21 protein-coding genes and 3 pseudogenes are annotated in these 25710 nt (G+C 46.4%); 17 read left to right on the top strand and 7 right to left on the bottom strand.

The annotated features are described in order from the left end of the window. Positions 1–93: 93 nt before the first annotated feature. Both ACLGGO_RS07500 and ACLGGO_RS07495 read left to right on the top strand, forming a co-directional pair. Positions 94–1110: an AAA family ATPase gene (locus ACLGGO_RS07500; protein ID WP_446418826.1), complete on the top strand. Its 1017-nt coding sequence runs from the start codon at positions 94–96 to the stop codon at positions 1108–1110. After that, positions 1107–1622 carry a hypothetical protein gene (locus tag ACLGGO_RS07495; RefSeq protein ID WP_446418825.1) on the top strand — a complete coding sequence of 172 codons (516 nt, stop codon included), beginning with the start codon at positions 1107–1109 and terminating at the stop codon, positions 1620–1622. Before ACLGGO_RS07500 ends, ACLGGO_RS07495 begins: the two co-directional genes overlap by 4 nt. Before the next feature lie 85 nt (positions 1623–1707). On the opposite strand, the pseudogene ACLGGO_RS07490 reads toward ACLGGO_RS07495, so the two are convergent. Continuing rightward, positions 1708–2130: pseudogene (locus ACLGGO_RS07490) on the bottom strand (class I SAM-dependent methyltransferase); the annotation flags it as partial. Positions 2131–2481: 351 nt separating this feature from the next. Between ACLGGO_RS07490 and ACLGGO_RS07485 the strand changes: the two are divergent. The 4 genes from ACLGGO_RS07485 to ACLGGO_RS07470 all read left to right on the top strand — a co-directional run bounded on the left by ACLGGO_RS07485 (position 2482) and on the right by ACLGGO_RS07470 (position 7425). Continuing rightward, positions 2482–4182: an ABC-F family ATP-binding cassette domain-containing protein gene (locus ACLGGO_RS07485; RefSeq protein ID WP_446418824.1), complete on the top strand. Its 1701-nt coding sequence runs from the start codon at positions 2482–2484 to the stop codon at positions 4180–4182. Between the two features lie 426 nt (positions 4183–4608). Further along, a complete protein-coding gene (gpmI, locus tag ACLGGO_RS07480; protein WP_446418823.1) occupies positions 4609–6207 on the top strand; it encodes a 2,3-bisphosphoglycerate-independent phosphoglycerate mutase in 1599 nt (532 codons plus the stop codon). 63 nt (positions 6208–6270) lie between these two features. After that, the gene (gene secG / locus ACLGGO_RS07475; RefSeq protein WP_044209019.1) at positions 6271–6501 is read left to right on the top strand and encodes a preprotein translocase subunit SecG; all 231 of its coding nucleotides are present in this window, start codon (positions 6271–6273) and stop codon (positions 6499–6501) included. Positions 6502–6540: 39 nt separating this feature from the next. Further along, positions 6541–7425 (top strand): peptidase, encoded by an 885-nt coding sequence (locus tag ACLGGO_RS07470; protein WP_446418822.1) that lies wholly within the window; start codon positions 6541–6543, stop codon positions 7423–7425. Positions 7426–7518: 93 nt separating this feature from the next. On the opposite strand, the gene ACLGGO_RS07465 is transcribed toward ACLGGO_RS07470, so the two are convergent. The 4 genes from ACLGGO_RS07465 to ACLGGO_RS07450 all read right to left on the bottom strand — a co-directional run bounded on the left by ACLGGO_RS07465 (position 7519) and on the right by ACLGGO_RS07450 (position 12247). After that, positions 7519–8199 carry a tetratricopeptide repeat protein gene (locus tag ACLGGO_RS07465; protein ID WP_446418821.1) on the bottom strand — a complete coding sequence of 227 codons (681 nt, stop codon included), beginning with the start codon at positions 8197–8199 and terminating at the stop codon, positions 7519–7521. A gap of 400 nt (positions 8200–8599) precedes the next feature. Next, a complete protein-coding gene (locus ACLGGO_RS07460; RefSeq protein ID WP_446359415.1) occupies positions 8600–8782 on the bottom strand; it encodes a hypothetical protein in 183 nt (60 codons plus the stop codon). 48 nt (positions 8783–8830) lie between these two features. Beyond that, entirely contained in the window at positions 8831–10822 is a 1992-nt protein-coding gene (locus tag ACLGGO_RS07455) for an ATP-binding cassette domain-containing protein (protein WP_446418820.1), read from the bottom strand. A 144-nt stretch (positions 10823–10966) separates the two neighbouring features. Continuing rightward, positions 10967–12247, bottom strand: coding sequence for an HlyD family secretion protein (locus ACLGGO_RS07450; RefSeq protein WP_446418819.1), 1281 nt, complete (start codon positions 12245–12247; stop codon positions 10967–10969). Positions 12248–12612: 365 nt separating this feature from the next. On the opposite strand from ACLGGO_RS07450, the gene ACLGGO_RS07445 reads away from it, so the two are divergent. Beyond that, the gene (locus tag ACLGGO_RS07445; RefSeq protein ID WP_446418818.1) at positions 12613–13224 is read left to right on the top strand and encodes a TetR/AcrR family transcriptional regulator; all 612 of its coding nucleotides are present in this window, start codon (positions 12613–12615) and stop codon (positions 13222–13224) included. Between the two features lie 18 nt (positions 13225–13242). On the opposite strand, the gene ACLGGO_RS07440 is transcribed toward ACLGGO_RS07445, so the two are convergent. Both ACLGGO_RS07440 and ACLGGO_RS07435 read right to left on the bottom strand, forming a co-directional pair. Continuing rightward, positions 13243–14721 (bottom strand): CoA-acylating methylmalonate-semialdehyde dehydrogenase, encoded by a 1479-nt coding sequence (locus ACLGGO_RS07440; RefSeq protein WP_446339293.1) that lies wholly within the window; start codon positions 14719–14721, stop codon positions 13243–13245. 161 nt (positions 14722–14882) lie between these two features. Continuing rightward, positions 14883–15980 (bottom strand): nuclear transport factor 2 family protein, encoded by a 1098-nt coding sequence (locus tag ACLGGO_RS07435; RefSeq protein ID WP_446335538.1) that lies wholly within the window; start codon positions 15978–15980, stop codon positions 14883–14885. Here ACLGGO_RS07435 and murG point away from each other — a divergent pair. The 10 genes and pseudogenes from murG to ACLGGO_RS07385 all read left to right on the top strand — a co-directional run bounded on the left by murG (position 15970) and on the right by ACLGGO_RS07385 (position 25671). Beyond that, positions 15970–17037, top strand: a complete 1068-nt coding sequence (murG, locus tag ACLGGO_RS07430) for an undecaprenyldiphospho-muramoylpentapeptide beta-N-acetylglucosaminyltransferase (RefSeq protein ID WP_446335537.1) — start codon at positions 15970–15972, stop codon at positions 17035–17037. The two genes, ACLGGO_RS07435 and murG, sit on opposite strands and share 11 nt — an antisense overlap. 244 nt (positions 17038–17281) lie before the next feature. Continuing rightward, positions 17282–17611 carry a hypothetical protein gene (locus tag ACLGGO_RS07425; RefSeq protein WP_446335536.1) on the top strand — a complete coding sequence of 110 codons (330 nt, stop codon included), beginning with the start codon at positions 17282–17284 and terminating at the stop codon, positions 17609–17611. A gap of 24 nt (positions 17612–17635) precedes the next feature. Then, positions 17636–18091, top strand: a pseudogene (locus ACLGGO_RS07420) (tetratricopeptide repeat protein); the annotation flags it as partial. Between the two features lie 8 nt (positions 18092–18099). Beyond that, positions 18100–18282, top strand: coding sequence for a hypothetical protein (locus tag ACLGGO_RS07415; protein WP_446418817.1), 183 nt, complete (start codon positions 18100–18102; stop codon positions 18280–18282). 301 nt (positions 18283–18583) lie between these two features. After that, a pseudogene (locus ACLGGO_RS07410) lies at positions 18584–19160 on the top strand (APC family permease); the annotation flags it as partial. A 182-nt stretch (positions 19161–19342) separates the two neighbouring features. Then, entirely contained in the window at positions 19343–20071 is a 729-nt protein-coding gene (locus ACLGGO_RS07405) for an RNA-guided endonuclease InsQ/TnpB family protein (RefSeq protein ID WP_446418816.1), read from the top strand. Positions 20072–20151: 80 nt separating this feature from the next. After that, the gene (locus ACLGGO_RS07400) at positions 20152–22518 is read left to right on the top strand and encodes a hypothetical protein (RefSeq protein ID WP_446418815.1); all 2367 of its coding nucleotides are present in this window, start codon (positions 20152–20154) and stop codon (positions 22516–22518) included. Between the two features lie 105 nt (positions 22519–22623). Continuing rightward, positions 22624–23037: a XisH family protein gene (locus ACLGGO_RS07395; RefSeq protein ID WP_446336123.1), complete on the top strand. Its 414-nt coding sequence runs from the start codon at positions 22624–22626 to the stop codon at positions 23035–23037. Then, positions 23028–23363 (top strand): element excision factor XisI family protein, encoded by a 336-nt coding sequence (locus tag ACLGGO_RS07390; protein WP_446336107.1) that lies wholly within the window; start codon positions 23028–23030, stop codon positions 23361–23363. The genes ACLGGO_RS07395 and ACLGGO_RS07390 overlap by 10 nt, the downstream gene beginning before the upstream one ends. A gap of 94 nt (positions 23364–23457) precedes the next feature. Beyond that, the gene (locus ACLGGO_RS07385; RefSeq protein WP_446418814.1) at positions 23458–25671 is read left to right on the top strand and encodes a type I restriction-modification system subunit M; all 2214 of its coding nucleotides are present in this window, start codon (positions 23458–23460) and stop codon (positions 25669–25671) included. Positions 25672–25710: the final 39 nt, after the last annotated feature.

Raw genomic sequence — 25710 nt, 5'->3', positions numbered from 1 at the left:
ACCTGTTCAGATTATCATAAAGAGAGCATAGCTAATCCACTCTGGCTGTTGTCGAGTTAAACTTACCGTGCAGAAAGTCGAGAGAAATAACCCATGCTAAACAGCCTTCAACTCAAAAATTTTGGTCCGATAGACCAGCTTCAGTGCGAACACTTAGGCAATATTAACTTAATTATTGGTGAAAATAGCACAGGTAAAACAATATTACTCAAGGCTCTTTACAGTGCCATGCGAACATTGGAAACCTATCAACGGGGCAATGAACCGCGCAGCGCTGAAGAAATACTGGCAGACAAACTGTACTGGACATTCGAGACGATAAAAATCGGCGAACTCGTGAGAAAAGGAGCGGATGAACCTTTATTATTCAAGATTAACGTTAATCATCAAAATTTTATCTATACTTTTGGCAGAGATACAACCAAGACTATTCAGAACTTAGATAATCATGTTACACCCCGCGATAGTAACTCAATTTTTCTACCCACCAAAGAAGTTCTTTCTCTGCACTCAATCATTTTAGAAACTCGTGAACAGGACAAAGAATTTGGGTTTGATGATACCTACCTGGATCTAGCCCGCGCCTTGCGTCAATCTCCTAAAGGTGGCAGAAATTATAGAGAATTTGCTGAATCGCGCAAAAACCTAAAACATATATTAGACGGCAGAATTGAGTATGACGAACTATCAGGAATTTGGCAATTTAAGAAAGGCAATCAAAAGTTCTCTATTGGAGTGACGGCAGAAGGCATCAAGAAAATTTCGATTCTCGATACTTTACTCGGAAACCGCTATCTTGATCCGCAATCCGTCATTTTTATTGATGAACCAGAAGCCGCGCTGCATCCAAACGCTATTTCAAAATTATTGGACATCATCGCTATGTTAGCGAAATGCGGAATCCAGTTTTTCATGGCAAGTCACTCTTACTTTGTGATCAAAAAATTATTTCTCATCGCTCAACAACAAAATGAAATTTCAATCAAAATCATTTCAACTAATCCTGAAGAGTGGACTATTGCCGATCTAAAAGATGGTTTGCCGAGTAATCCTATTATTGATGAATCTATCCAACTTTACAAAGAAGAAGTGAGGCTGGCTTTTCAATGACCACTCAACCGATTATTGAATCTGGAATGACGTTCGGACCCTATCCAGAAGGACATTGCTTCCATATTGAAAAAAGTCAAACCTACCAAGTCATCCAGGAGGGCGTTAAGATAGCAGAGCTTTTGTTGCTACATCCTCCCAATTCACCAAAGGTATTGATTATTGAAGCAAAATCTAGTTCACCTCGTCCTGAAACACAACCAGGGTTTGACGATTTTATCGAAGAAATCAGAGAGAAATTGACAAACGGACTGAATCTCTGTATTGCAACTTGCTTAAAACGCCATGCAACATGGACAGAATTACCTTCTCTCTTTCAGACACTCGATTTAGAAAAAATTGATTTTCGCTTACTATTAGTAATCAATGGACATAAGGAAGAATGGCTTCCACCATTACAGGACGCCCTAAAAAAAGCACTAAAATCGACCGTAAAAACTTTGCATTTATCGGCAAATTCTGTGGTCGTGCTAAATCACACATTAGCTCAACAACAAGGATTAATTCGCTAAGAGTTAAATACCAACTAATGCCTTGAATAGCAATAACTAAAATTATCAAGATTTATTCAATGACAAGATGTGATATATTGCTGCCATCGAAAATGAAAACACCCCCAGGTTCTAATGCATTATAAACACGATAAAATAGCTGGATTAGTGAAGCGCGATCGCTCTTTGGATCAAACAGGTAATTCAGGCATTCACCAATGGAGGTTACAGCATTACAGGCGGGGATATCTACATTGAACAGTGACTCAACCTGAAACTCCGCTTCTGGCACTCGGGTTCGTGCTATGGCGATCATTGACTCAGAACTATCAACGCCGAAAACGTGGTAACCTGCCTTTACCAGTTTTTGCGCCCATAATCCACTACCACAACCCAAATCCACCACTAAGCCTTCTCCTATTTGGTTTTGAGCGAGGATTGCCAATATACCAGGTGCAGATTTAAGGGCGTAATCCCGAAACCCGACATCATGGATATATGCCAAGTCTTCTTTGTATCCCTTTTCCATATTTGCTAATCCCGCAACACCATCTAGACTCTCGGTTCAGTAATCGAAACCGATGCTAAAATTCCTGAAAAGCTGTAACAAATGATACCTAAATCCCTTCTTTTATGACAAAGGGCGGGTTGTGTTGAGAGGTTATCGGTCGATACCCAAATAAACCGCTAAACCCGCCCCTACCACTGACTGGTTACGTTTTTCAGGTTGCACCAACGACGCCCTGGATTATGGCGGTCAGAACCCATAAATAGATCCATTAAATTTTGTTACGATAAACACGGATAGAGAGTCAGCGGCGCACCCAAAACGTCGGGTATCTCAATCTCCCTGCTGTAATCTGCTTGAGACAATACACCCATGCTGAGACTAGAACACATTAGTAAAATTTATCCCACTGGCGAAGTTCTCAAGGATGTCAACTGGGAAGTCAAACCGGGCGATCGCATTGGTTTAGTTGGCGTGAATGGTGCGGGTAAATCTACTCAACTCAAGATTATTGCTGGGGAGATAGAACCCACGGCGGGAGAAGTCATCCGCCCTACCAGTCTACACATCGCTTACCTCACCCAAGAATTTGAAGTCGATCCCAGTCGCACGGTTCGCGAAGAATTTTGGACGGTATTTACACAAGCCAACCAAGTACAGCATAATCTGGCGCAGGTGCAACGGGACATGGAAACCGCTGCTCCCGATCAACTCGATCGCCTAATCCACAAGCTGGATAAATTGCAGCGTCAGTTTGAAGCCCTCGATGGGTACTCTCTAGAAGCGCAAATCGAGAAGATATTACCGGAAATGGGATTTGCCCCTGAAGACGGCGATCGCTTAGTTAGCGCGTTCAGTGGTGGTTGGCAAATGCGGATGAGTTTGGGCAAAATCCTGCTGCAAAGCCCTGACATCCTCCTATTGGATGAACCGACAAACCACATCGATTTAGAAACCATCGAATGGTTAGAAAATTACCTGAAAGGATTAAAAACCCCGATGGTGATAGTATCCCATGACCGGGAATTTCTAGATCGCCTCTGTACCCAGATTGTGGAAACTGAACGCGGCGTCTCTACCACCTACTTGGGTAATTATTCGGCGTACTTGCAGCAAAAAGCTGAGATGCAAGAATCCCAACTCAGCTCCTATGAGCGTCAACAAAAAGAACTGGAAAAGCAGCAAGCCTTTGTTGAACGATTCCGCGCTAGTGCAACCCGCAGCACCCAAGCAAAAAGCCGTGAGAAACAGTTAGAAAAAGTTGAACGCATTGAAGCACCAACGGGTAGCTTAAAAAGCTTACATTTTCGCTTTCCCCCAGCCCCTCGGAGTGGTCGCGAGGTTGTCAATATTAAGGAATTGGTACATACCTACGACGACAAGATTCTTTTCCTCGGTGCAGACTTGCTAGTTGAACGGGGCGATCGCATCGCTTTCTTAGGACCGAATGGATCAGGCAAATCCACGCTATTACACCTAATGATGGGTATGGAAAACGCCACAGAAGGGATTGTGGAACTGGGTCAGCATAATGTGATTCCCGGCTATTTTGAGCAAAATCAAGCCGAAGCGCTGGAGTTAACTAAAAGTGTCATGGAAACCATCCATGATGAAGTTCCCGATTGGAAAAATGAAGACGTTCGTACCTTATTAGGGCGATTTCTCTTTAGTGGTGAAACAGTCTTCAAAAAAGTCGAATCCCTGAGTGGGGGAGAAAAAGCCCGTCTGGCTTTAGCAAAAATGCTGCTACGTCCCGCAAATTTACTCCTATTGGATGAGCCAACCAATCACCTGGATATCCCCGCCAAAGAGATGTTAGAGGAAGCCCTCCAGCATTATGATGGTACCGTGATTATTGTCTCCCATGACCGTTATTTTATTTCCCAAGTGGCGACGAAAATTGTCGAAATTCGTGATGGCGAGTTCCGAACTTATCTAGGTGATTATCACTACTACCTCGATAAAATTGCCGAAGAGAAAGAACAGGCAAGATTAGCCGCGATCGCCGCCGAAAAAGCTGCCAAGAAAGCGGCAAAAGCTGCCAAGAATAAAGCAGCGGCTAAAGGTCAATAAACCAACGTAGACCCGTACCGTGACCTGTCTGTCCTATCAGGGATTAATCGGAATTTTTTCCTATCCCTGATAGACAAAACCTGCCCTCACCGCTATACCAAATCCGATCAAGTTACCCCCTTTTGCCACAGCGATTAAAATCGCTGCTACACAAACAAAGTCCGCCTTTATAACCTAGGTATAAAGGCGGTGGCTAATCCAGATTTGGTATTACTCATGATAGAAGACCGGGCTAATTGAGAACAGTGTCAATAAGTATTATTTCTATAGAGTTTATCGAAAAGGAGGACTCTAGAGAAAGAAAATCTAGCTAATTTTTCGGGCTAAACGCCTAAAAACCCAAAAGAAAGGCAAAGATTAGCTATCAACTGAAGAAACTAATGATATCATAGCGGTGAAATTAGTGTAGGAATAAAGAGCGATACTATGATGCAAGCACCTGTATCTCCTGTGGTGCTAGTCATCTTGGACGGCTGGGGCTACCGCGAAGCAATGGATGGAAATGCCATTGCCATCGCTCGAACCCCTGTGATGGATAGCCTTTTGGCGGCTTATCCCAGTACAACCATTCGGACATCTGGTAAAGACGTAGGTCTACCAGAGGGTCAAATGGGTAACTCGGAAGTGGGTCACCTGAATATTGGTGCTGGGCGTGTCGTCCCCCAAGAACTAGTTCGCATCTCAGATGCTGTGGAAGATGGTTCTATCCATGAGAATGCAGCCCTGCAGAAATTGAGCCAAGAACTTAAGCATCAAGGTGGTAAGTTACACCTGATTGGCTTGTGTTCAGACGGTGGTGTGCATTCTCATATCAACCATCTGCTGGGATTACTGGATTTTGCTAAATCCCAAGGATTCTCTGATGTTTGTGTTCACGCCATTATGGATGGTCGTGATACCAACCCTAACTCCGGGATCAGCTATCTTCATACCATTCAAGAGCATATTGACAAAATCGGCATTGGACGCATTGCCACCATTAGTGGTCGCTACTATGCCATGGATCGAGATCATCGCTGGGATCGCATCCAAAAAGCTTACGACATAATCACCCAGGATGGGAATGGGGATGGTCGTAGTCCGGTTGAGGTGATGCAAGCGTCTTATCAGGCGGACATTACCGACGAGTTTATTCTACCCACTCGGATTACGTCTGGTGCAGTGGAACCGGGGGATGGGATGATTTTCTATAACTTCCGTCCCGATCGCGCCAGACAACTGACCCAAGTATTCACCGATCCGGACTTTAGCGCATTTGAACGGGAACTGATTAAACCTCTAGCCTTTGCCACGTTTACTCAGTATGATCCCAACTTCCCGGTTTTGGTGGCATTTGAGCCGCAGAACTTGAATAATATCCTCGGCGAAGTCATCGCCCGTAAGGGGTTGCGCCAATTCCGCACCGCTGAAACTGAAAAGTACGCCCATGTTACGTACTTTTTTAATGGCGGTTTAGAATTACCCTTTGAAGGAGAGGATCGGGAACTCATTCCCAGTCCCATGGTGTCAACCTATGATCGCGCCCCCGCCATGTCCGCCGTAGAGGTGACGGAAGTGGCGGTAAAGGCGATCAGCAAAATGATTTACTCCTTGGTGGTGATCAACTACGCCAATCCGGATATGGTTGGACATACAGGAAATACACAAGCCTGTGTGAAAGCCGTTGAAACGGTGGATCACTGCTTGGGGCGGTTGATTGAGAATATCAACAAAGTTGGCGGAACCGCGATCATTATCGCCGATCACGGGAATGCGGAATACATGCAAGATGAACAAGGCAATCCTTGGACCGCTCACACAACTAACCCTGTACCCTTTATTCTGATAGAAGGGGAAAAATTAAAAATCCCTGGACATGGCACCGAAGTTGCCCTGCGTAGCGATGGACGTTTGGCAGATATTGCCCCGACGATTCTGGACATCTTACAACTACCACAACCGGCAGAAATGACGGGACGTTCTATGATTAAACCAGTGGAGTTTGATGTGCGGAAGAATCGAACGCCAGTACGAGTTGCCTTGTAGTCTTTGGTCTGGGACGAAAACAACAAGACCAAATTTCCATTGACAAGTAAGCCAGAATCAAGTATGACCAGTCAAGTTCTGCAAATTATTTGGGCAGCATCTGCTCTAGGTTTGATTGTTTTAGTGTTGCTTCATAGTCCGAAAGGGGATGGTATTGGTGGGATTGGCGGTCAAGCCCAACTGTTCACCAGTGCCAAAAGTGCAGAAACTGCCCTCAACCGGGTGACTTGGGTGCTTGCCATTATCTTTATTGGCTTGACCATTGTTCTGAGTGCAGGGTGGTTGAATCAGTGATATCTTCCCCCACTGAATCGAACAAGCAACGAATTTGGGATGAGAAAAATTACCGCTCCCAAGCTGAGGCGTTTCCTCCATAGCACCAGGAAACGTCTCTTGTGGATAGCGATCTTGACCAGTGGTTTAATTCTGTTACTATCGATATCTTGGCATGTCCCTGGGATTCCGTTCTCTCTCCCAACTCCTCAACCTCACCCCCTCCCCCAAACATTGGCGCAGTGGGATGATCAAACTGGTGTCGGTGATTATTTTACGGAGATTAAGTTAACCCCGGTGGAGTATCTGGTTTGGTCGCAGTTTCCGGTTCAGGTTTATATTGAACAACCCAGAGAATCAGCGGAATCTTCGGCTAGTGCTCAACGATTCCATAGTTGGTACAATGCCGTGTTACAAGCGGTAGAGGAATGGACTGTCTATTTGCCCTTACAGGTGGTTTCTGAGACAGAATCTGCAGATATTACAATTGTGCGATCGCGTCCCCCTCTGCAAGCCTCCTTTAACCGCGAAACCCAACGATTTGAGAACATTCGCGCCCGTACTGCAGAAACTCGCTACGAATTTTATCTGCGTCCAGGAGTGAAGGAACCACGGGATATTTTAGCACATAAGTTTACCATTTATCTGAGTCCCCACCAAACGGTAGACTATACCCTAGCCACGGCTCGTCATGAAATAGGACATGCTTTGGGGATTTGGGGTCATTCTCCAGTGGAAACGGATACGATGTACTATTCCCAGGTTCGCCATCCCCCGGAAATCTCCGTGCGGGATATCAACACGCTCAAACGAATTTACCAGCAGCCCACTCGCTTAGGATGGGCGGTGACACCTACAAAGCAGGGGGAGCAGGGGGAGCAGGGGGCGCTTAATACCAGACTCCAGATAAAAATGGGTGAGGATAAAAACGAAACATCGGTGTAGGATTTCGGTTGGGGTTGTTGTACGGAAATCGCGGTGGCGGTTAAGCCGCTAATCGCTAGTCCAATTCCAGCTAAGGCGATAGTATGTTTGAGGTCAGATTTCAGGGCTTGGCTTTGGTATAGCCAGCGCCACACCCCGGTTGAACCAAGCTTCGTGGTCATCAGGTTTGATTTGAAGGGCTTTATCATAAGATGCGACAGCACCGAGAAAATCCCCATCTAGCCATTGCTGACACCCTCGATGAAGCCACCATTCTGCCTGATCACTATCGCTATTTTCAATAGAACTAATTGACTCTAGAGGCGATGTCTCAGCCGATACCCTCTTCCTTGGTTCCACCGCCGCCACTTCCTCCCCTTTCCCCGCAGGTTTCATTAACAAATCCCTACCAATTTCTGCGGCTATTTCCCCCAATTCCCCACACCCTACCCGACTCAACCGCACTAACTGCGACGCCAACTGATGATCCGCCTCTGGCAATTTCAGTAACTGCTTCCCATACTCTCGCAGCCACGCTTTAAAATAGCGGTCATTCATCCGATGTCCTAAATGCTGGAATACCTCTTCTGAGTTCCATCCCTGACTTACCCCAGTTAGCAGTTGCCCAAATAGCTGCTGATAGTCTGCATCACTGAGGGGTTGACGTTTCACCCGCCTGTGTGGTTTCTGTTTGAGGAAGGGTGGTAATATGGGCTGAATTAGCCGGATTAGCCAGCGCCAAAACTGCTTCACCATTGGCTTGTCGAAAAGGGGGTATTGTTTCTGGCTTTTCACGGGAAGTCTAGAAACCTGAGTCGGGGCGGGTTTAGTTACTTATGGGTGCAACCGAAAAGATAGTAGTGAAACCCGCCCCTACACGCATTGCGCCACATACCGTGAAAAGTCTGGGTATTGTTTTAGTGTATATCGTTTATTTATCAGGATTGGGTCGGATGCGATCGCGGCTTTTCTATTCATTCGCCATTTAAGTCAAGGGCGACCCGATACAATTGAGTGGATGGGTGGTGTTCATTGATGCAGACAGGTCGCCCCTACAGTATATTTATGATTGGGTGACTACAGGGGGCTAATTGATTCCCGTGGGATTTAGAAACCTGCGAAGGCAGGTTTTGTTTGTGTAGATGCGGTTTTAACCGCCCCATCCGAGAGCGCCTGATGGGGGATCTTCAGTGTCCTATCCTAATTTGACGAAAATTGCCTGCACCAGCTTCACCAGTTCAAAGGTGACAAAGATTGCGAGAATAGCTGTAACCAAGCTATTTAAGACGCGATTATTGCCATAGCCAAACACAGAGGCACTAAATTTGATCAACACAAAGGCGAGACAGGTAATGACGGCAAGTTGCAAAAAAGTCATAGGTTCTGGTTTAACTAAGTATTTTTGCTGATTAGACTATATTACCAATTAATCGACTGAGGGTGACTGGGTGCGTTGGACAATGCCAATAAAAGCATCTTCTAGAGAAAACGGAATCGATCGCAACGACTCAATTTTAATACCTGCATCGTCTAACACAGAGCGGACTTGGGGGATTTCCCCATCGGGATGATCCAGAACCAAGTGCAAGCGATCGCCAAATATTGACACCCGCCATGAGTCTATCTTACTTTTGAGTAAGTTTGAGGCATTTTGCGTCTGGTCAGTCACCACCTCAATCAACTGACCCGGTTGTGCGGCTTTAATTTCACTAGGCGAACCCTGCGCCACTACCTCACCCGCCACCATAAACCCCATGCGATTACATTGTTCGGCTTCTTCCAAATAATGGGTTGTGACTAACACCGCCGTTCCTGAACGGGCAAACTGATTAATAAACCGCCAAAACTGACGCCGCGCCAACGGATCAACCCCGGAGGTTGGTTCATCCAAAAAAAAAATTTCCGGTTCATGCATCACCGACGCACCAAACGCCACTCGCTGCTTCCATCCCCCCGGTAATCGCCCGGTGAGGATATTCTCTTTTCCGACTAACCCACAAGTGGCTAATACCCAATCAATCTTCGTGGGGCGTAGTCGCCGGGGTACACCGTAAACTCCACAATAAAATTCTAGATTCTGGATGATTGTTAAGTCATCATACAGGGTAAATTTTTGACTCATATACCCAATGCGTCGCCGCAACTTGCTACTGCGGAGGTTATGAGTTTGTCCGGCTAAAGACATGGTTCCCGATGTCGCCGGAATTAAGCCACACAGCATTTTAATGGTTGTTGTTTTCCCTGCACCATTTGCTCCGAGTAATCCATAAATATCTCCATATTTAATTTCTAAATTAACACCTTTAACGGCTTGAAATTCACCAAATAATTTCTTTAAATTATTCGCCCCAATCGCAATAGAATTGGCAGAGATAGACGATGATTGATTACCCGTTTTAACCCCATCGCCTCCTTGAGCAGAGACGTAGAATGCTACGTCTCTACAATCTTTGTGCCGAGGAAAGGGGATAAATTCCGGTTCCTTCCCCGCCGCCCGCAGACGTTTAACAAAGACGTTTTCTAACGTGGGATCAGCGATTTGAATACTGTTTATTTCTAATTGCTGTTGACGCAAGCGATCGCGAATTTCTGCTTCTCCATCCGTCGCGTCTTCCACCAGCACATCCAGTCTATCCCCAAAGGTTTGCACATCAACAATGGAAGTCTGTTGAGTGGGTATCGTCTCATCGTGCAAAACCGCCTCAGCCGCTTCAATATTCGCCGTTCGCACCTCCAGTCGTTGCAATCCCAGACTCTCTCGCAATTGGGAAAGCGTACCAATTTCCTGGATTTGACCCTCATACATTAACGCAATGCGATCGCACCGTTCGGCTTCATCGAGGTAGGGCGTCGCGACTACAATGGTTACACCTTCACTCGCAACAGTAGCCAGAACATCCCAGAATTCCCGCCGAGATACCGGATCAACCCCTGTTGTCGGTTCATCTAAGAGCAAAACCTCCGGTTGAGCGATGAGCGCACAACAGAGGGCTAGTTTTTGTTTCATCCCCCCAGAAAGTTGTCCCGCTAAACGATCAGCGAATTGCTGCAAATTCATTAACTGCAAATATTTGCGGCGGCGCTGCTGAAATAAATCGGCTGGAACCTGACGCAATCCGGCACTATAGCGCAAGTTTTCATCAATACTTAGATCGAGGTAAAGGGAGAATTGTTGGGTTAAATAACCACTTAAAATGCGGGCGTCACGCGGGGATTTTTCCAGGATTTTTACTTGTCCTCCTGATGCGTCCATCACCCCACCTAAAATATGGAAGGTTGTGGTTTTTCCCGCGCCATCGGGACCAATTAAGCCAAAAATCTCCCCGCGCTGAACTGTAAAATTAATGCCTTTGACGGCGAGGAGTTTGCCGTAGCGTTTGTATAATCCTTGAACTTGAATTACATGGTGGTCATTCATTGTTTATTGTTCATTGATATTTGGGGATTGGGCGAAGCATTCGCGTTGAAAGTTTAGTAGGAATCCGACGGATCTGGGCGCGAATGCTTCGCCCCTACATGCCCCTACAAACCCCTACGTGCCCCTACATGCCCCTACATGCCCCTACGAATGAACCTCTTCCTCTAACAGGATTTCTGCATCGGCTGGCATTCCGGGTTTGGCAAATCCTTCGGGATTATCAATCCTAATTTTTACGCCAAAGACTTGCTTGACGCGATCTTCTTTAAAGTAAATATTTTCTGGCGTAAAAGAGGCTTGGGTGTCAATTTCGGTTACCGTTGCACTTAGGGGTTGTTCTGGGAATGAATCTAGATAAACTTTGGCTTTTTGACCCACCCGAACTTTGCCAATATCGCCTTCGGGAATATAGCCGCGTAAATAAACCTCATCTAGATCGAGTACAGTAATCAGGTGTTGACCCGCTGCGATCACTTCTCCGGGTTCAACGGTGCGAGTCAAGACGGTGCCTTGAATGGGACTGGTGAGGGTAAGGTCGTTTATTTTAGCTGCGATCGCATCCTGGGCGGCTTGGGCTTGTTTGATGTCAGACTCGGCGGCGGCGAGTTGGGCGCGGGCTTGGTCTAGCTGCTTGTTGAGGGCGTTGATTTGCGCTTGAGCGATCGCGGGATTCAGTCGGCTGGTTTGGGCTTGTTCGAGTTCCCCTTGAGCCGCGTTAACTTGTCTGCGGTTCGCTTCTACCACGGCTTGTTGAGCGGCGACAGCCGATTGCAGGGTGTTTACTTTGGTTTGGGCTTGGTCGAATTGCTGTTGGGAAATCACGCCACCTCTGAGGAGTTGGGTGAAGCGATCGCGATCGGTTTTGGCTAGAGTTAATTCAGCTTGAGCCTGTTGCAACTGGGCTATGGCTTGGCTGAGTTGCGCCTCAGCCGTCGCGACGCTAGCATTGGCTTGGGAAATGCGCCCACTGGCGTTTTGTTGAGTTTGTTGTAGATTTAGGGTGGCTTCTTGCAGGCGACTCATCAGCACATCAATCTGTAGACGCGCTTGGCGTTCCTGTTGTTGCGTCGCTTCTACCCGGGCTTTGGCTTGTCTGAGTTGGGCTTGAATTTCATCATCATCAAGCCTGACAATGGTTTGACCTGCGCTGACGTTATTCCCTTCCCGTACTGCAACCGACTCGACTTTACCGGGGACTTTCGCACCAATATCCGTTTCGTAGCCTTCAATGCGACCACTCAGTTGCAGGGTTTCATCGGTTGGGGATGGAGTTAAAAAATACCAGGTTGCGGCGGCGACACCGGCGATTAACAACCCGGCTGGGATGAGCAAACGGGGTGAGAGTTTGCCCTTGGGTTTGGCAAATTTGCCTGATTCAGGGGCTTTTTGCTCTTGTTCTTCGCGGGGTGAGAGGGTCTGAGTCATCGTATTTACCTCTCTGGCGAGGGGAGGGTTATTAAATAAGAGGGGGTGACGACCGTTTAAGTGCTGGATTTGAAATTTTTTATATCAAACCAAACTGTACGGTCTATATATTGTTATAGTAGACTGTACAGTTTGATAAAGTCAAGCATCAGTCTCGTTTCACCAACCGCCTTGGGTTTCAACCCAAGGAACCAAAAGCTGGCATTTGTCTGGAGACGACTACAACTCTTATCTCTTATTCAGTCAGCTTTAGCTGACTTGAGTTTTTAGCCAAGAACTTGAGTTCTTGGCGGGTGTTAAGGCTGACGTCTGACTTCGCGAGTACCAGGAACCCTATAGTCTGAGCAGTACCACATTTCCAAACCATGTCACGATCAAAAAACAGCGAATCAAACCGAAAGAGTAGGGTCGATAAAGCCGAACAAATCCTCAACGGAGCCACCCAAGAGTTTCTCAAACACGGCTATGCGGCGACAAGCATGGATCGAGTCGCCGCCGCTGCTAAGGTGTCTAAGCAAACCCTCTATAGTTATTTTCAAGACAAAGAAACTCTATTCACCACGTTAATAGAGCGTATGGCAAAAGGGCGGTTTCAGTTAGTCTTTGGTTCTGTACCGCTACAAGGAGAACCCCAAACTGTGCTGCGACAGTTGGTTAAAACTGGGCTAAGTCGCATTGCTACAGATCAAGAATATTTATCCTTTGTCCGGGTGGTAATTGCCGAGTCGGGACGCTTTCCTCACCTGGCGCAAGTGTTTGTCAGCAATATTACCAAACCCGCCCTGGAAACGTTAACGCTGTACTTTGCATCTCATCCACAACTCAAGATTGCTGATCCTCAAGCCAGCGCCCGAATTTTTGTCGGGTCGATTATTGCATTCGTGTTGACGCAGGAGGTTCTGCATGGGAAGGAGTTAATGCCAATGGATAGCGATCGCCTGATTGATAGTTTAATTCATTCGGTGCTTCACCAGTAGGTCTATTTTAAGGTTCCTTTAGAACTGACGTGACCAATCTTGAAACCAGCGTTCTACCACAACTTTTGTCTGGGTAAAAAACTCCACAGCTTGTCGCCCCTGTCCATGTAAATCCCCATAAAAACTATCTTTCCAACCACTAAACGGAAAGAATGCCATCGGTGCAGCTACACCAATATTAATGCCAATATTCCCCGCTTCGGCTTCATAACGAAACTGTCGCGCTGCTGCACCACTGGTGGTAAATAAACATGCCATATTGCCCCATTGACCCCGGTTCACCAATGCGATCGCGTCCTCTATAGTGTCGAGATGCATTAAACTTAACACCGGACCAAATATTTCAGTTTGAGAAATAGAACTGTCGGGGTTGACATTTTGCAGGATTGTGGGTCGAATAAAATTCCCTTGCTCATAACCGGAAATCTTGGCATTGCGCCCGTCTACTAACACCTTTGCTCCTTCATCCGCGCCCTGTTGAATCAATCCCTCAATCCGGCTTTGACTGTCACGGCTAATCACCGGTCCCATTTCCACCCCTTCATCCAACCCATAGCCAACGACACGAGTTTGAGCGGCTGACGCGATCGCGTCTGTGAAACTATGCCGTGCTTCCCCCACTGTAACTGCCACAGACGCCGCCAGACAACGTTGTCCCGCACAGCCAAAGGCACTATCGGCAGCAATTCGAGTTGTCATTTCCATATCCGCATCGGGGAGGACAATGAGGGGATTTTTCGCCCCTCCCTGACATTGCACTCGCTTGCCGTGGGCGGCTCCTTTGCTGTATACATACTGTGCCACCGGGGATGAGCCAACAAAACTAATGGCGCGAATGGTTGGGTGTTCTAAAATCGCATCCACTACCGAAGCAGCCCCATTCACCAGATTCACCACTCCGTTGGGTAATCCCGTCGCCTCTAATAATTCAAACACCTTTTGCATCGTCAACGGTACTTTTTCCGAGGGTTTAACGATACAGGTATTCCCGCAGGCGATCGCATAAGGTAAAAACCAGAAGGGAATCATACCCGGAAAATTGAATGGCGCAATAATGGCTGTCACTCCCACCGGTTGACGAATCATGATTTCATCAATCCCTCGGGCAACATCTTCTAGATTGTATCCCTGCATCAGCATTGGAATACCACAGGCGACTTCCACATTTTCAATTGCCCGTCGTAATTCTGCTTTTGACTCCTTTAGGGTTTTACCGCATTCCAGGGTAATTGTACGGGCTAATTCATCTAAATTGTCTTCTAATAAAACCTTGAGTTTAAACAGATATTGTACTCGGGTTGGTGGAGGAATCCGACGCCAATTTGTGAAAGCGACAGCCGCCGCCTCCGTCGCCGCTTCTACATCATCTTTAGGCGATAAAGGAACTCGCGTTAAGACATCAGTCGTAGCTGGGTTAACAACCTGAAGCGATTCGGTGGCGCTGGAGGGACACCATTTGCCATTGATATAGTTCGGTAACAGATTTTTTAGATGCACCGTCGGTTCTCCAGAAGTAATAATTAACGGTATTCGTCATGCGTCATGCGTCATGCGTCATTGGTATGTAGGGGCGAAGCATTCGCGCCCAAATATATCGGTTGTTTACTAAACTCTCAACGCGAATGCTTCGCCCAACCCCCAGATCAAATGTTCGCCAATCACCGATCAACAACATTCAAGCGTCGAGTAATCATAGTCATCCCATCACCCCGAATCAATACGGCTGAAATCCAGCGATCCTGGGGGTTTAAGGGCGCTCGTCCCACTTTAAAGATGCCGCCTGCGGATAGTAAATCCAATTCAAAGTCACTGGGTTGGCTGTAGCGATCGCGACTGATCGGTTCTTCTAAGGCTGTTCCCAATAGCAGGTTATCTCCTAGGGGTTCTTGGACGATCACATCAAAGTTAAACGACTGACCAATACGCACCTGTTCCGGTAGAATCACTTGCAGGTTAGGGGGATTGACCCCAGAGGTGAGTTGGGAACGTTCTGCCAAAATTTCCGAGGAAACGATTTTTTGGTTTTCGTAGCGTTGGCGCGATCGCAACGTGGATTCGAGTTTAATCATCGTACCGCCGTTTGGCTGAGTTCCGGTTACGGTGGTTACTGTTTCCGCCACCATACCATCGCCTTGATTTTCCCAAGACTGTAACTCGGTGCGATACATCAATTGGGGATAGCGTTCCCACAGTTGCTTCAGGGCTTCCTCCATCTGGACGTGAGTCAAGCCATCAGAATGTTTAAAATCCTGGCTATAGAACTGCATCACACCCTGCACATCTTGGCGATTTGCTGCTGCATCGATTTGCGCCAGGAGTTCTTTTAGCTGAGGTGGGGCGGTTGCGGGATCTTCTGCTTTTGTCGCGGTTGCCCATCCCACAGTTAAACCCACCGCCAAGAACAAAATCATTGACCCATTCAGGGAATACGCCTTGGTTTTCGCACTCAAGGAACCTGACTTTTCACACCCTGGGGAGAATTCAAAGCCGCTCTCTAACCCCCCTTTCAAAGGGGGGCAAGGGGGGATGGAGAGAGGTTTTCTATATCCCGTGAAAAGGACACTCAAGGAACGGGAAACGCGACGAAATAAATTGACCGGATGGTGCATTAGGGGCATCGTAGGAAATAGTTTAATAAAGAAATTGGCTTCCAATTGGACAGATAAAATGGTATATTCGCTTGCTTTACTACCAATTCTCGATTTTAACTCGACAGAATAGTCGCCTTTAGGAGGAACAACGACCTTGGCTGACACTCCAATTCGCTTATTGATTGCTGCCAGTGGCACAGGAGGACATTTATTTCCGGCGCTGGCGCTAGCTCAACAGTTACCAGAGTACCAAATTGAGTGGCTGGGCGTGCCGAACCGTGTGGAACAATCGGTGATTCCCCAACACTATCCCCTGCACAAGATTCCTGTCGAAGGCTTTCAGAAACCTTTGGGACTAAATACAGTTCGCATTTTTGGACGCCTCGTGGGTTCTATTCGACAGGTGCAGCGACTCATCCAAACCCGGCAATTTGATGCTCTGTTTACCACAGGCGGTTATATTGCAGGACCTGCGATCGTCGCGGCACGTTTACAGGGATTGCCTGTTATTTTACACGAATCCAACGCCATTCCCGGAAAAGTCACCCGCTGGCTGAGTCCCTTGTGTAATCAGGTGGCGCTAGGATTTGACGCCGCCTCGAAGTATTTACCCAAAGCCCATACTGTCACCGTTGGTACACCCGTTCGGGCTGATTTTAGGAAGCCTCAGCCCTTAGATTTACCGATTCCCGAAAATGTGCCTTTAATCGTCGTGGTTGGCGGTTCCCAAGGAGCGGTGAGTGTGAATCAACTCGTGCGTCAATGCGCCAAGACTTGGTTTGAATTGGGCGCTTGGATGGTACATTTAACCGGCGAGAAAGATCCAGACGCTTCCACTTTAGAGCATCCCCACTATATCGAAATGCCTTTTTATAACAACATGGCAGCCCTACTACAACGGGCGAATTTAGCCATTAGTCGGGCGGGTGCAGGTTCGTTAACGGAACTGGCGATAACGGGGACACCGGCTATTTTAATTCCTTATCCTTACGCCGCAGAAGATCACCAAAGCTTTAATGCCGCTAGTTTTGCCCAAAAGGGAGCGGCTCTTGTTTTTCCTCAATCTGAACTCACCCCCGAATTACTCGAAAGTAAGGTTTCCTATTTGCTCAAATCTCCCGAAATTCTCCAGCAAATGGCAGAAAAAGCTGCATCGTTAGCGGTAACGGATAGTGCGGAACAATTAGCCACGTTGGTGCGTAGGCTGGTGGAGAAAAAATAAGATAGCTTGGCGGTTAAAACCGCAGCTACACAAACGAAACCTGCCTACGCAGGTTTGATATCTGTTGTCGAATTTGCGATGTCGATATTTTCCAGGATATCCCACTGTAATACACCAAAACAAGAGTAGAACAGAGCTTTCTCAGGTTAAAGGATGACCTGGTTTTGTCTAGCACAAGTCCAGTTATGGGTAAATGGGTCTAGACTTTTAGAAACTTGGAGCAACACCTTAGTGAAAAATACTCATGATACGTCAAACTGAAGGAGCAGGATTTAAACTTGCCGCCACTGCCATTATCTGGGGATTTGCCACGGGAATGCTAGGGATTTGCATTCCATTAGTTTCGATGACTGAAAATGGTGTTATTTTACCATTAGCGGTGATTATAGGAGCTAGTTTCACTACGACCGTAGTTTGGTTATCGTTCAATCGAGTATCTAGAAACACAGTGGAGTTGAGCAACAATATTGAGTCGTTAAAGGAACAGGAAGCGATTTTAGACACTATGGATAACCATGAAAACTTTGATGAGCCAAATAGTATAAAACTACTGAAACCTAGAGATAATAGCTAGAAAACCATTACCTTCAAACGGATCATGGACTGGATTACTTTACTGCGATCGCAACAAACCGATTTTATTCAACGGCTGAAATCTGGACATCTGCTGCATTGTGATGTAGAAGGACAGCACAGCGAGTTAACGGTTATCTCCGGTGAGAGATTGACACAGCTAAGAGACTTTTGTTGGCAGATGGCGGAAAAGTATAAACGCAATTCTTCCGTTCGTGATGTCTTTATTAACAACCTGAAGGGAAAACTAGCTGAGGAAGTTGTTAAAGCGCGTTTAGGTGATTGGGTGACTGAGATTGACTATGAACAACGGTTAGGTGGTGACGGTAAAGTTGATTTTATGCTGACTTGTGCACCGGATGTTGGCATTCAAGTTAAATCACGGTATGGCAGTATTGATACAGTTCAATGGTCAATTAGTCCTGAAGAAGCCTATAAAAATCATGTCTTAGTTTGTATTTTAATTCAAGAGGAGGTGAATGTCGTGAAATGCTTAGACAGCAGTGTCATTTAATATCCTTTGATGGCAAGGTTGCTTGCATAGGAATTCATACCAAAACTTTGTTAAAATTAGTTGAAGAGAAACTACCAAATATTCAAGCTGCTTTTAAGCATGTTTGCCATTCCGATATTAAAGTAAGGTTTAAGGTAGCCACACCAGATAAAGACTAAACATTCAAAGACTTAAGTTCACAAGTAGTCACAGTAGCCACCTTACTATCATAACCTGAATCTAGGTAAAAAAGAGAGCGATCGCGCTAATTTTATTGCACTGAATTCAGGCTGGTGGGCATTGCCCACCCTACAGTATATTAAGGATTTCGGCGATACCAAAATGCACGTTTTTCAGTGCCATTAAGCCAAAATCCCCTCAATTTCTTGTCGCCTGTATCGTAGATCACTCGACACGAAATTCTACCCCATCATACTTGGTACGATAAGCAGCATAATGATTACTCAGGGAAGTATCTTTATGCCAAAATCCAACGCGCCACCCTCGCTAAAACGAGAATTGGATCTCCGGGGTGCTATCCTAGTCGGACTGGGTTCAATGGTGGGAACCGGGGTATTTGTCAGTATTGGTATCGCCGCTGGCGTCGCTGGAACCGGGGTAATCTTAGCCGTCGCGATCGCAAGCCTTACTCGCCGCCTGTAATGGGTTAAGTAGCGCCCAACTCGCGGCGAATCATTCCGTTAGTGGGGGAACTTATGAATATGGTTATCGCTATCTTACCCCTTGGCTGGGCTTTACTGCCGGTTGGATGTTCCTCTTAGCGAAAACAGCATCAGCGGCGACGGCGGCTTTGGGCTTTGCGGGTTATTTGTTAAATGCATTGCGTCTGGATACGAATCAATGGTTAGTTCCCATGGCGCTGGTTACAGTGGTTATCTTGACGCTAATTGTCTTAGGGGGAATTCGCCGTTCTAACCTAACTAACCTAATTATCGTTTCTATTACCCTACTCTCGCTGATGATCTTTATTATCACGGGTTTACCTCACATTACCCCTGGGAATTTTATCCCTTTTTTCCCAGACGACACCTCAGATAAAAGTGCGATCGCGTCGTTACAGGATAGCGATGGTGAAAGCCCCTGTGTTTCAACCAGGGGATGAAACTTTCGCGTTGCGTTCAGCAAAGCAACTTTAGTTGCGAGTTTAATCTATCCTGATAACACTCAATTAATAGTGTAGTATAATGAGTGTTAGATACATGGCAAACGCCCTAGCAAATGTTTACTTTAATTTACGAGTTTAAACTAAAACCAACTAGCGCTCAAATAACCATCTTTGAGGAATGGCTAGAGCAGTGCCGTAGGGTATACAACTACGCTTTAACTGAGCGCAAGAATTGGGTTAATTCTCGCAAATGTCCGGTAAATGCTTGCTCAATTAAAAGTGAGTACATCATACCAGCCGACAAAGAAGCGCCTAATTATTCAAGTCAATGTGAAAATCTAACCCAAGCTAAAAAGAGTATCCCTGAGCTAAAACAGGTACACTCACAAGTGCTACAGCAAACCCTCAAGCGGCTACAGTTAGCGTTTGAGGGGATGTGGAAGAATGGGCGGGGATTTCCACGGTACAAGAAAGCGGGTCGGATGCGGTCATTCGTGTTTCCCAGTTTGAACAATCAGCCCATTGAGGGAAGGTATGTCAAGCTACCCAAAATTGGGTTAGTCAAGTTCAACCAATCCCGCCCAATACCTGATGATGCACTCATCAAACAGGCACGGATTGTGAAACGGGCATCCGGTTGGTATGTACAGCTCACCTTGCAACACAAGTGTCAGCATTGCGGGTATACGGCTAATCGGGATGTTGCCGCCGCTCAAGTAGTCGAGATTAGAGGTAGGACAGCCGTGGGACACACGGTGGTTAAGCTTTCTGAGGGTAAAGGTTCCGTCCTAGAAGACGATAAACTCTGCCTCCCTGTGACGGAAGAATCCCCCGCGTTTTAACCGGGGGAGTGTCAAACAATCACTAATTCAGTGCAGCGATGATCGGTGATAATAGGTCAGCAGGTGAAAGGGGGAAGCGATTGTCCGGAGTCACAAAGAGACGCCAACGACGACGAGTCCAGAAAAAATCCTCAGCTAATGGCTGTCTAGTCGCATTCGGTGCGATCGCAGCATTAATCGCCACGGGTGCGATCGTTACTGGGGGAATATGGCTAGGGATTCGCCTGATGATTGATCCCAATGCGGCGATCTGGCTGAATCGCATCTTACCCGGATGGACAAAGATTCCCATCGCCGATGCTTCACCCCCGCAAACCCTGGCAACGATACGCGACGAGTTGCGCCAAAATGGGTTAATTGCTGGAGAACTTGTATCACTCAATACAGGGGAAACCTATAGAGAAACCCCCATCCTATTACCGATATTAAAATCTCAACCGAACTGTCAAACCAATTGCCAAAAAATTGTCGAACTGAGACTCTATCAACCCGTCGAATTCCAGAAAACAGACCTCGCTTACCAACTGGTCACTCAGCTAGCCATCAACGAACCCGAAGAGTATTTTGTCCTCTCCTCCACCGACGCAATTAATGGGAGTGCATCTCGTTCCCTAGCCTTTACTCAATTTAACCGTTTAGAAAATAAAGCCCCCGCCACAGGATTTTGGTTTAACCTTTGGGGAGTTCGCCTCACCGATGAATCCCCGAAAACTTACGGACAAATACTCCATTACAACCCCGAACAAATGCACCTGAGTGTTCTGTTGGAATGGCAAAGTCCCACGGATAGTCCACCCTATTGGCAACAAGTCACCGGTGAATCAACCCCAGAATTAGTGATTAATCAAACGGTGGGTTTAGAACCCAAATTCCAGGTGTACCAGGTTCAACCTCGCCAGTTTCTTCTCAATCCAATTCAATTAACCGAAATTTCTCTGAATACATTGGCTTCCGATAGTCCCACCTATCGCAATTCCTTAATGTTAGCCCGGAATGGGTTATGGTCTTTGGCATATCGACGATTGCAACAAGATGAGAAAAACACTGAGTCGGCGACAGTCCAAGCGCAACTGGATGTGATTCGACTTCATGCCCAATTTACTGAAGCCCAAGCCAACCAAACTTGGGCAAGTCAAGGACAACAAGTTCTAGCCTATCTCATTGATGGACGCTGGACAGATGCCTTGCAGGTATTTCAAACCGCCGCCTTGAATGGTTCCGCCCAAGACATTGCCAATTTACTCAAAACCGATACAGAGGGATTATGGCGACGGGTAGAAGCTGCCCTCAATATTAGTCCTAATGATCGCACAGTAAAAACCTGGGGGGCTTTAATTCTCGCCGCCCAAGAAGGGCGGGCTAAAGCCATTTCTTGGTTGCAGCAACTCCCACCCCCTGAATCAGAATCCGATCAGCCTCAACTGGATAATGATGCCCAGATTTATGCTTATCTCGATTCTCTGGATGTCGCGTTAGCCCAAGCCCCACCCATCATCCCTCATTTAAGTCAAATTTTAGGTACTGCACAATCGATTGAAACTGTCAAGCCTGAAGATTGGCGACAACCGGAAGTGGGAAATGGTACAGCAACATTTCCTGTATCATTCACCGCCCAATCCTCAATCCCTAATCCCCAATCCCTAGTTCTCCAAAAAGCACCCCAACAGGTTTGGTATCAGATAGAAGTGGCGGCGTTTAATGATGGTCAGCGCTGGCGTCAAACGCCATTTAGAGACTTGCAATTACCAACCGTTGCACCAACTCAGCGTCTTTGGCAATATCTCGGCTTAGATACTGATCCGCGCCTGCAAATCGCCGTCTGGTCGGCGGAGGGACGCCAGGAGACTATCGTCGCGACTGTCCAAGCGGTGTCCTATCGAGAGGGTGTGATCCAGCTTTTAGCCGCAGGACAAGCCTTACCTAGCCCAGAAAATAGCCGTCCTATGGCATATTCTCAAACAGCGCTACGCTGGCTAGAACCCGGTTCAATTAGCTTGTCGGATCTCAACCAACTTCAGCCGCAATGGGTAGCGGCAATATTACCAACACTGTGGCAGGAATTAGTCAAAAGTGGCAAGCGATCGCCCGAAGTCGAACCCACTATCCCGATGATGCTGCAAGAGATCGGACATTGGTTAGTACAGCCTCTGGATTTGACCGGGAATAATGAACCGGAAGCTGTTTTAACCCTGTATGAGGATCTATCGAGTACCAGCCAAACATTGAATATCAAACGCCCGGAAACGAACACGCAGCAATATAAACCTCGGACATTAATATTTTCGGAGAAGGGGGCGTTACTCTACAGTGAATTTTCCACCCATGGGAGTACATCACTGACTGCGATCGCGGATTTGGGTGATGGGGGAACGGCGGCGTTAGTCCTAGCGGGTGAGAATAAATATAGCCTTAAGCGTTGGTCAGATCAGCGCAAAAGTTTTGAGTAAAAGCAGATTGATCATCCTTGGCATTGTGCTAACGTTTCACTGCAAGTCAGGATGGTATTCGTGCTACAATTAAAACCCAAAATACTAAATTGCAAAATTAGTTAGATAGTGGCTAAAGATCTTTTTCATGATGCAGTTAAAAACGGATTGGAAAAAGAGGGTTGGGTGATTACCGATGATCCTCTGAGAATTCGAGCAGGTAGGGTTGATATGCGAATCGATTTGGGCGCAGAAAGACTCATAGCGGCGGAGAAAGGAGAAGAAAAGATAGCGGTTGAGATTAAAAGCTTTATTACACCGTCAAATATTTCTGAATTTCATACGGCTGTCGGTCAATTTCTTAACTATCGTGTCGCTTTAGAAGAACAACAGCCGGACAGGGTTTTATATTTAGCTGTTCCCCTAGGTACTTATCAAACATTTTTTAACCTGCCATTTGTGGAAACTATCATTGAGCGCTTTCAACTCAGGTTGCTGGTTTATGAGCCTAAAGATGAGGTGGTTTTAGAATGGAAATGATCGAACAATATCGTACCTACATCCAACAGTTATTAAGTGACTATGCGAAAGGAAGTCCATCGGATGACGAAGTGGAAACAGAACTAATTTTTGACAAAGAACGGGATCATTATCAGGTTGTTTATACGGGTTGGAAAAATCGCCAGCCGATGTATGGGTGCGTATTGCATCTGAATATTAAAAATGGGAAAATTTGGATACAGTATGATGGAACAGAAATTGGTATAGCCAATGAATTGGTCAAGTTGGGTGTCCCAAAAGAGGATATTGTTTTGGCATTTCATGAACCTTTTGTGAGGCAATATACAGGGTTTGCTGTGGGTTAATTCAACCTGTAGAGGTGACCTGCTTGCACGAATTAACAACCAGCGATAATAGAAACTTGGCACAATAAAACATAACTAAGATTATTAACCCTCTATGACGACTACTGTACAAAACGCCAATCATCAAGAGTTAGTCGGCTTGATCTGGAGTATCGCCGATAAACTCCGAGGTCCCTACCGCCCCCCTCAGTATCGTCAGGTGATGTTACCGATGATTGTGCTGCGTCGTCTTGATTCTGTCCTAGAACCCACTAAGGAAGCCGTTTTAGCAGCCAAAACCAAGTATGAGAAAGTCTTGACGGGGGAGGCGTTTGAGAAGGCGATCGCGAAAGTTGCGATCGGGGGCGATCGCCAACAGCCTTTGTATAACCTCAGCGAGTTTACCTTTAAGAAGCTTTTGGGGGACTCGGAAGGATTAGCCGATAACCTCCGCGCCTATATTAATGGCTTTTCTCCCCTGGCGCGGGACATCTTCGATAAGTTTGACTTTGACAAGCAGATTCAGAAACTCGATGAAGCCAATCGCCTCTATGAAGTGATGCAAGCGATCGCGAGTCCGGATGTAGATTTGTCTCCGGCGCATCTCTCGAATCTACAAATGGGGTATTTGTTCGAGGAATTGGTGAGGAAGTTTAATGAACAAGCAAACGAAGAAGCCGGAGACCATTTTACCCCCCGTGAAGTGATTCGCCTGATGGTGAATTTGGTTTTCTGTGAGGAAGAGGATGTCTTTCAACCACAGATTTACCGCAGGGTGTACGATCCCACGGCGGGAACGGGGGGAATGCTATCTGTAGCCGAGGAACATATTAAACGGCAAAACCAGGACGCGAATTTGGAATTATTTGGGCAAGAATATAACCCCGAATCCTACGCCATTTGCTGTTCTGACCTGCTGATTAAAGATGAACCGATTAATAATCTTGTTTATGGGGACACATTAGGACTCAAAGACGCCAAGCAAAAGAGTAATAACTTTGTCCCCCACGATGGTCATAGCGATAAACAGTTTCATTATATGTTTGCTAATCCGCCCTTTGGGGTGGAGTGGAAACCGGAGCAAAATTTCATCGAGTCTGAATATCAAACCCTGGGGTTTGAGGGTCGCTTTGGCGCAGGTTTACCCCGGATTAATGATGGGTCGCTGTTGTTTCTGCAACACATGATTTCTAAGATGTACCCTGCACCGGAGAAGAAGGGAGATGGGTCACGCATTGCCATTGTGTTTAATGGTTCACCTTTATTTACTGGGGATGCGGGGAGTGGGGAGAGTAATATTCGCCGTTGGATTATCGAAAATGACTGGCTGGATGCGGTGGTGGCGTTACCGGATCAAATGTTTTATAACACGGGGATTTTTACTTATATCTGGTTAGTGACGAATAAGAAAGCATCCCACCGGAAAGGGAAAGTACAGTTAATTGATGGGACGCACCATTATCAGAAGATGAAAAAGAGTCTGGGGAATAAGCGGAATGAGTTATCCCCTGACCATATCGCGGAACTGGTGCGACTTTATGGGGATTATCAACACAATGGGATAAGTAAGGTGCAGGTTGATGGGGAAAGCCAAGAACGGGTTTGTTCTAAGATTTTTGATAATCGGGAGTTTGGTTTTCTTAAGATTACGGTAGAACGTCCCTTACGGCTGAATTTTCAAGTGAGTGAGGAACGCTTGGCGCGACTGTGGGAACAAACAGCATTTCAGAATTTGGCAACCAGTAAGAAGCGTAAAGATGAGCAGGCGAAGCAGCTTGAAATGGAGATGGGGCAAAACTTACAAAAAGATATCATTACTGCACTATATTGCATGGAGGTGAATAAACTTTATTTGTCCCGTGATGGATTTGTTAAGGACATGGAAAAGGTCTTAAAACAAGCCGGATTAAAGCTGAAAAGTCCAGTTAAAAAGGCGATTTTAGCAGCATTGGGGGAAACTGATCCGGAAGCGGAAATCTGTCAGGATAGCAAGGGAAACGTTGAACCGGATACCAGTTTACGGGATACGGAGATTGTGCCTTTACCGGAGGATATCCCTTTACCTTTACCGTTGGAGTATGACGGCAAAACGGGATTAGATGGGTTAAATAAATTAGTCAAAGCCCATTGTTTGGCGTATCTAGAGGCGGAGGTTTTACCCCATGTCCCCGATGCTTGGATTGATTTTGATAAAACGAAGGTGGGGTATGAGATTCCGTTGAATCGGCATTTCTATGTGTATCAGCCCCCTCGTCTCTTGGCGGCGATTGAGGAGGATATTAAGTCTTTAGAAGCGGATATTATGGCGATGTTGGGGGAGGTAGTGTAAATTAGACTTAATAAGATGCAAATTTAGTGCAAGGCTGAT

Origin of the sequence: Coleofasciculus sp. (assembly GCF_046565525.1) — a bacterium.
In the GTDB taxonomy this organism is placed as follows: Bacteria; Cyanobacteriota; Cyanobacteriia; order Cyanobacteriales; family Coleofasciculaceae; genus Coleofasciculus.
This window is presented reverse-complemented; position numbering and strand designations above follow the sequence as displayed.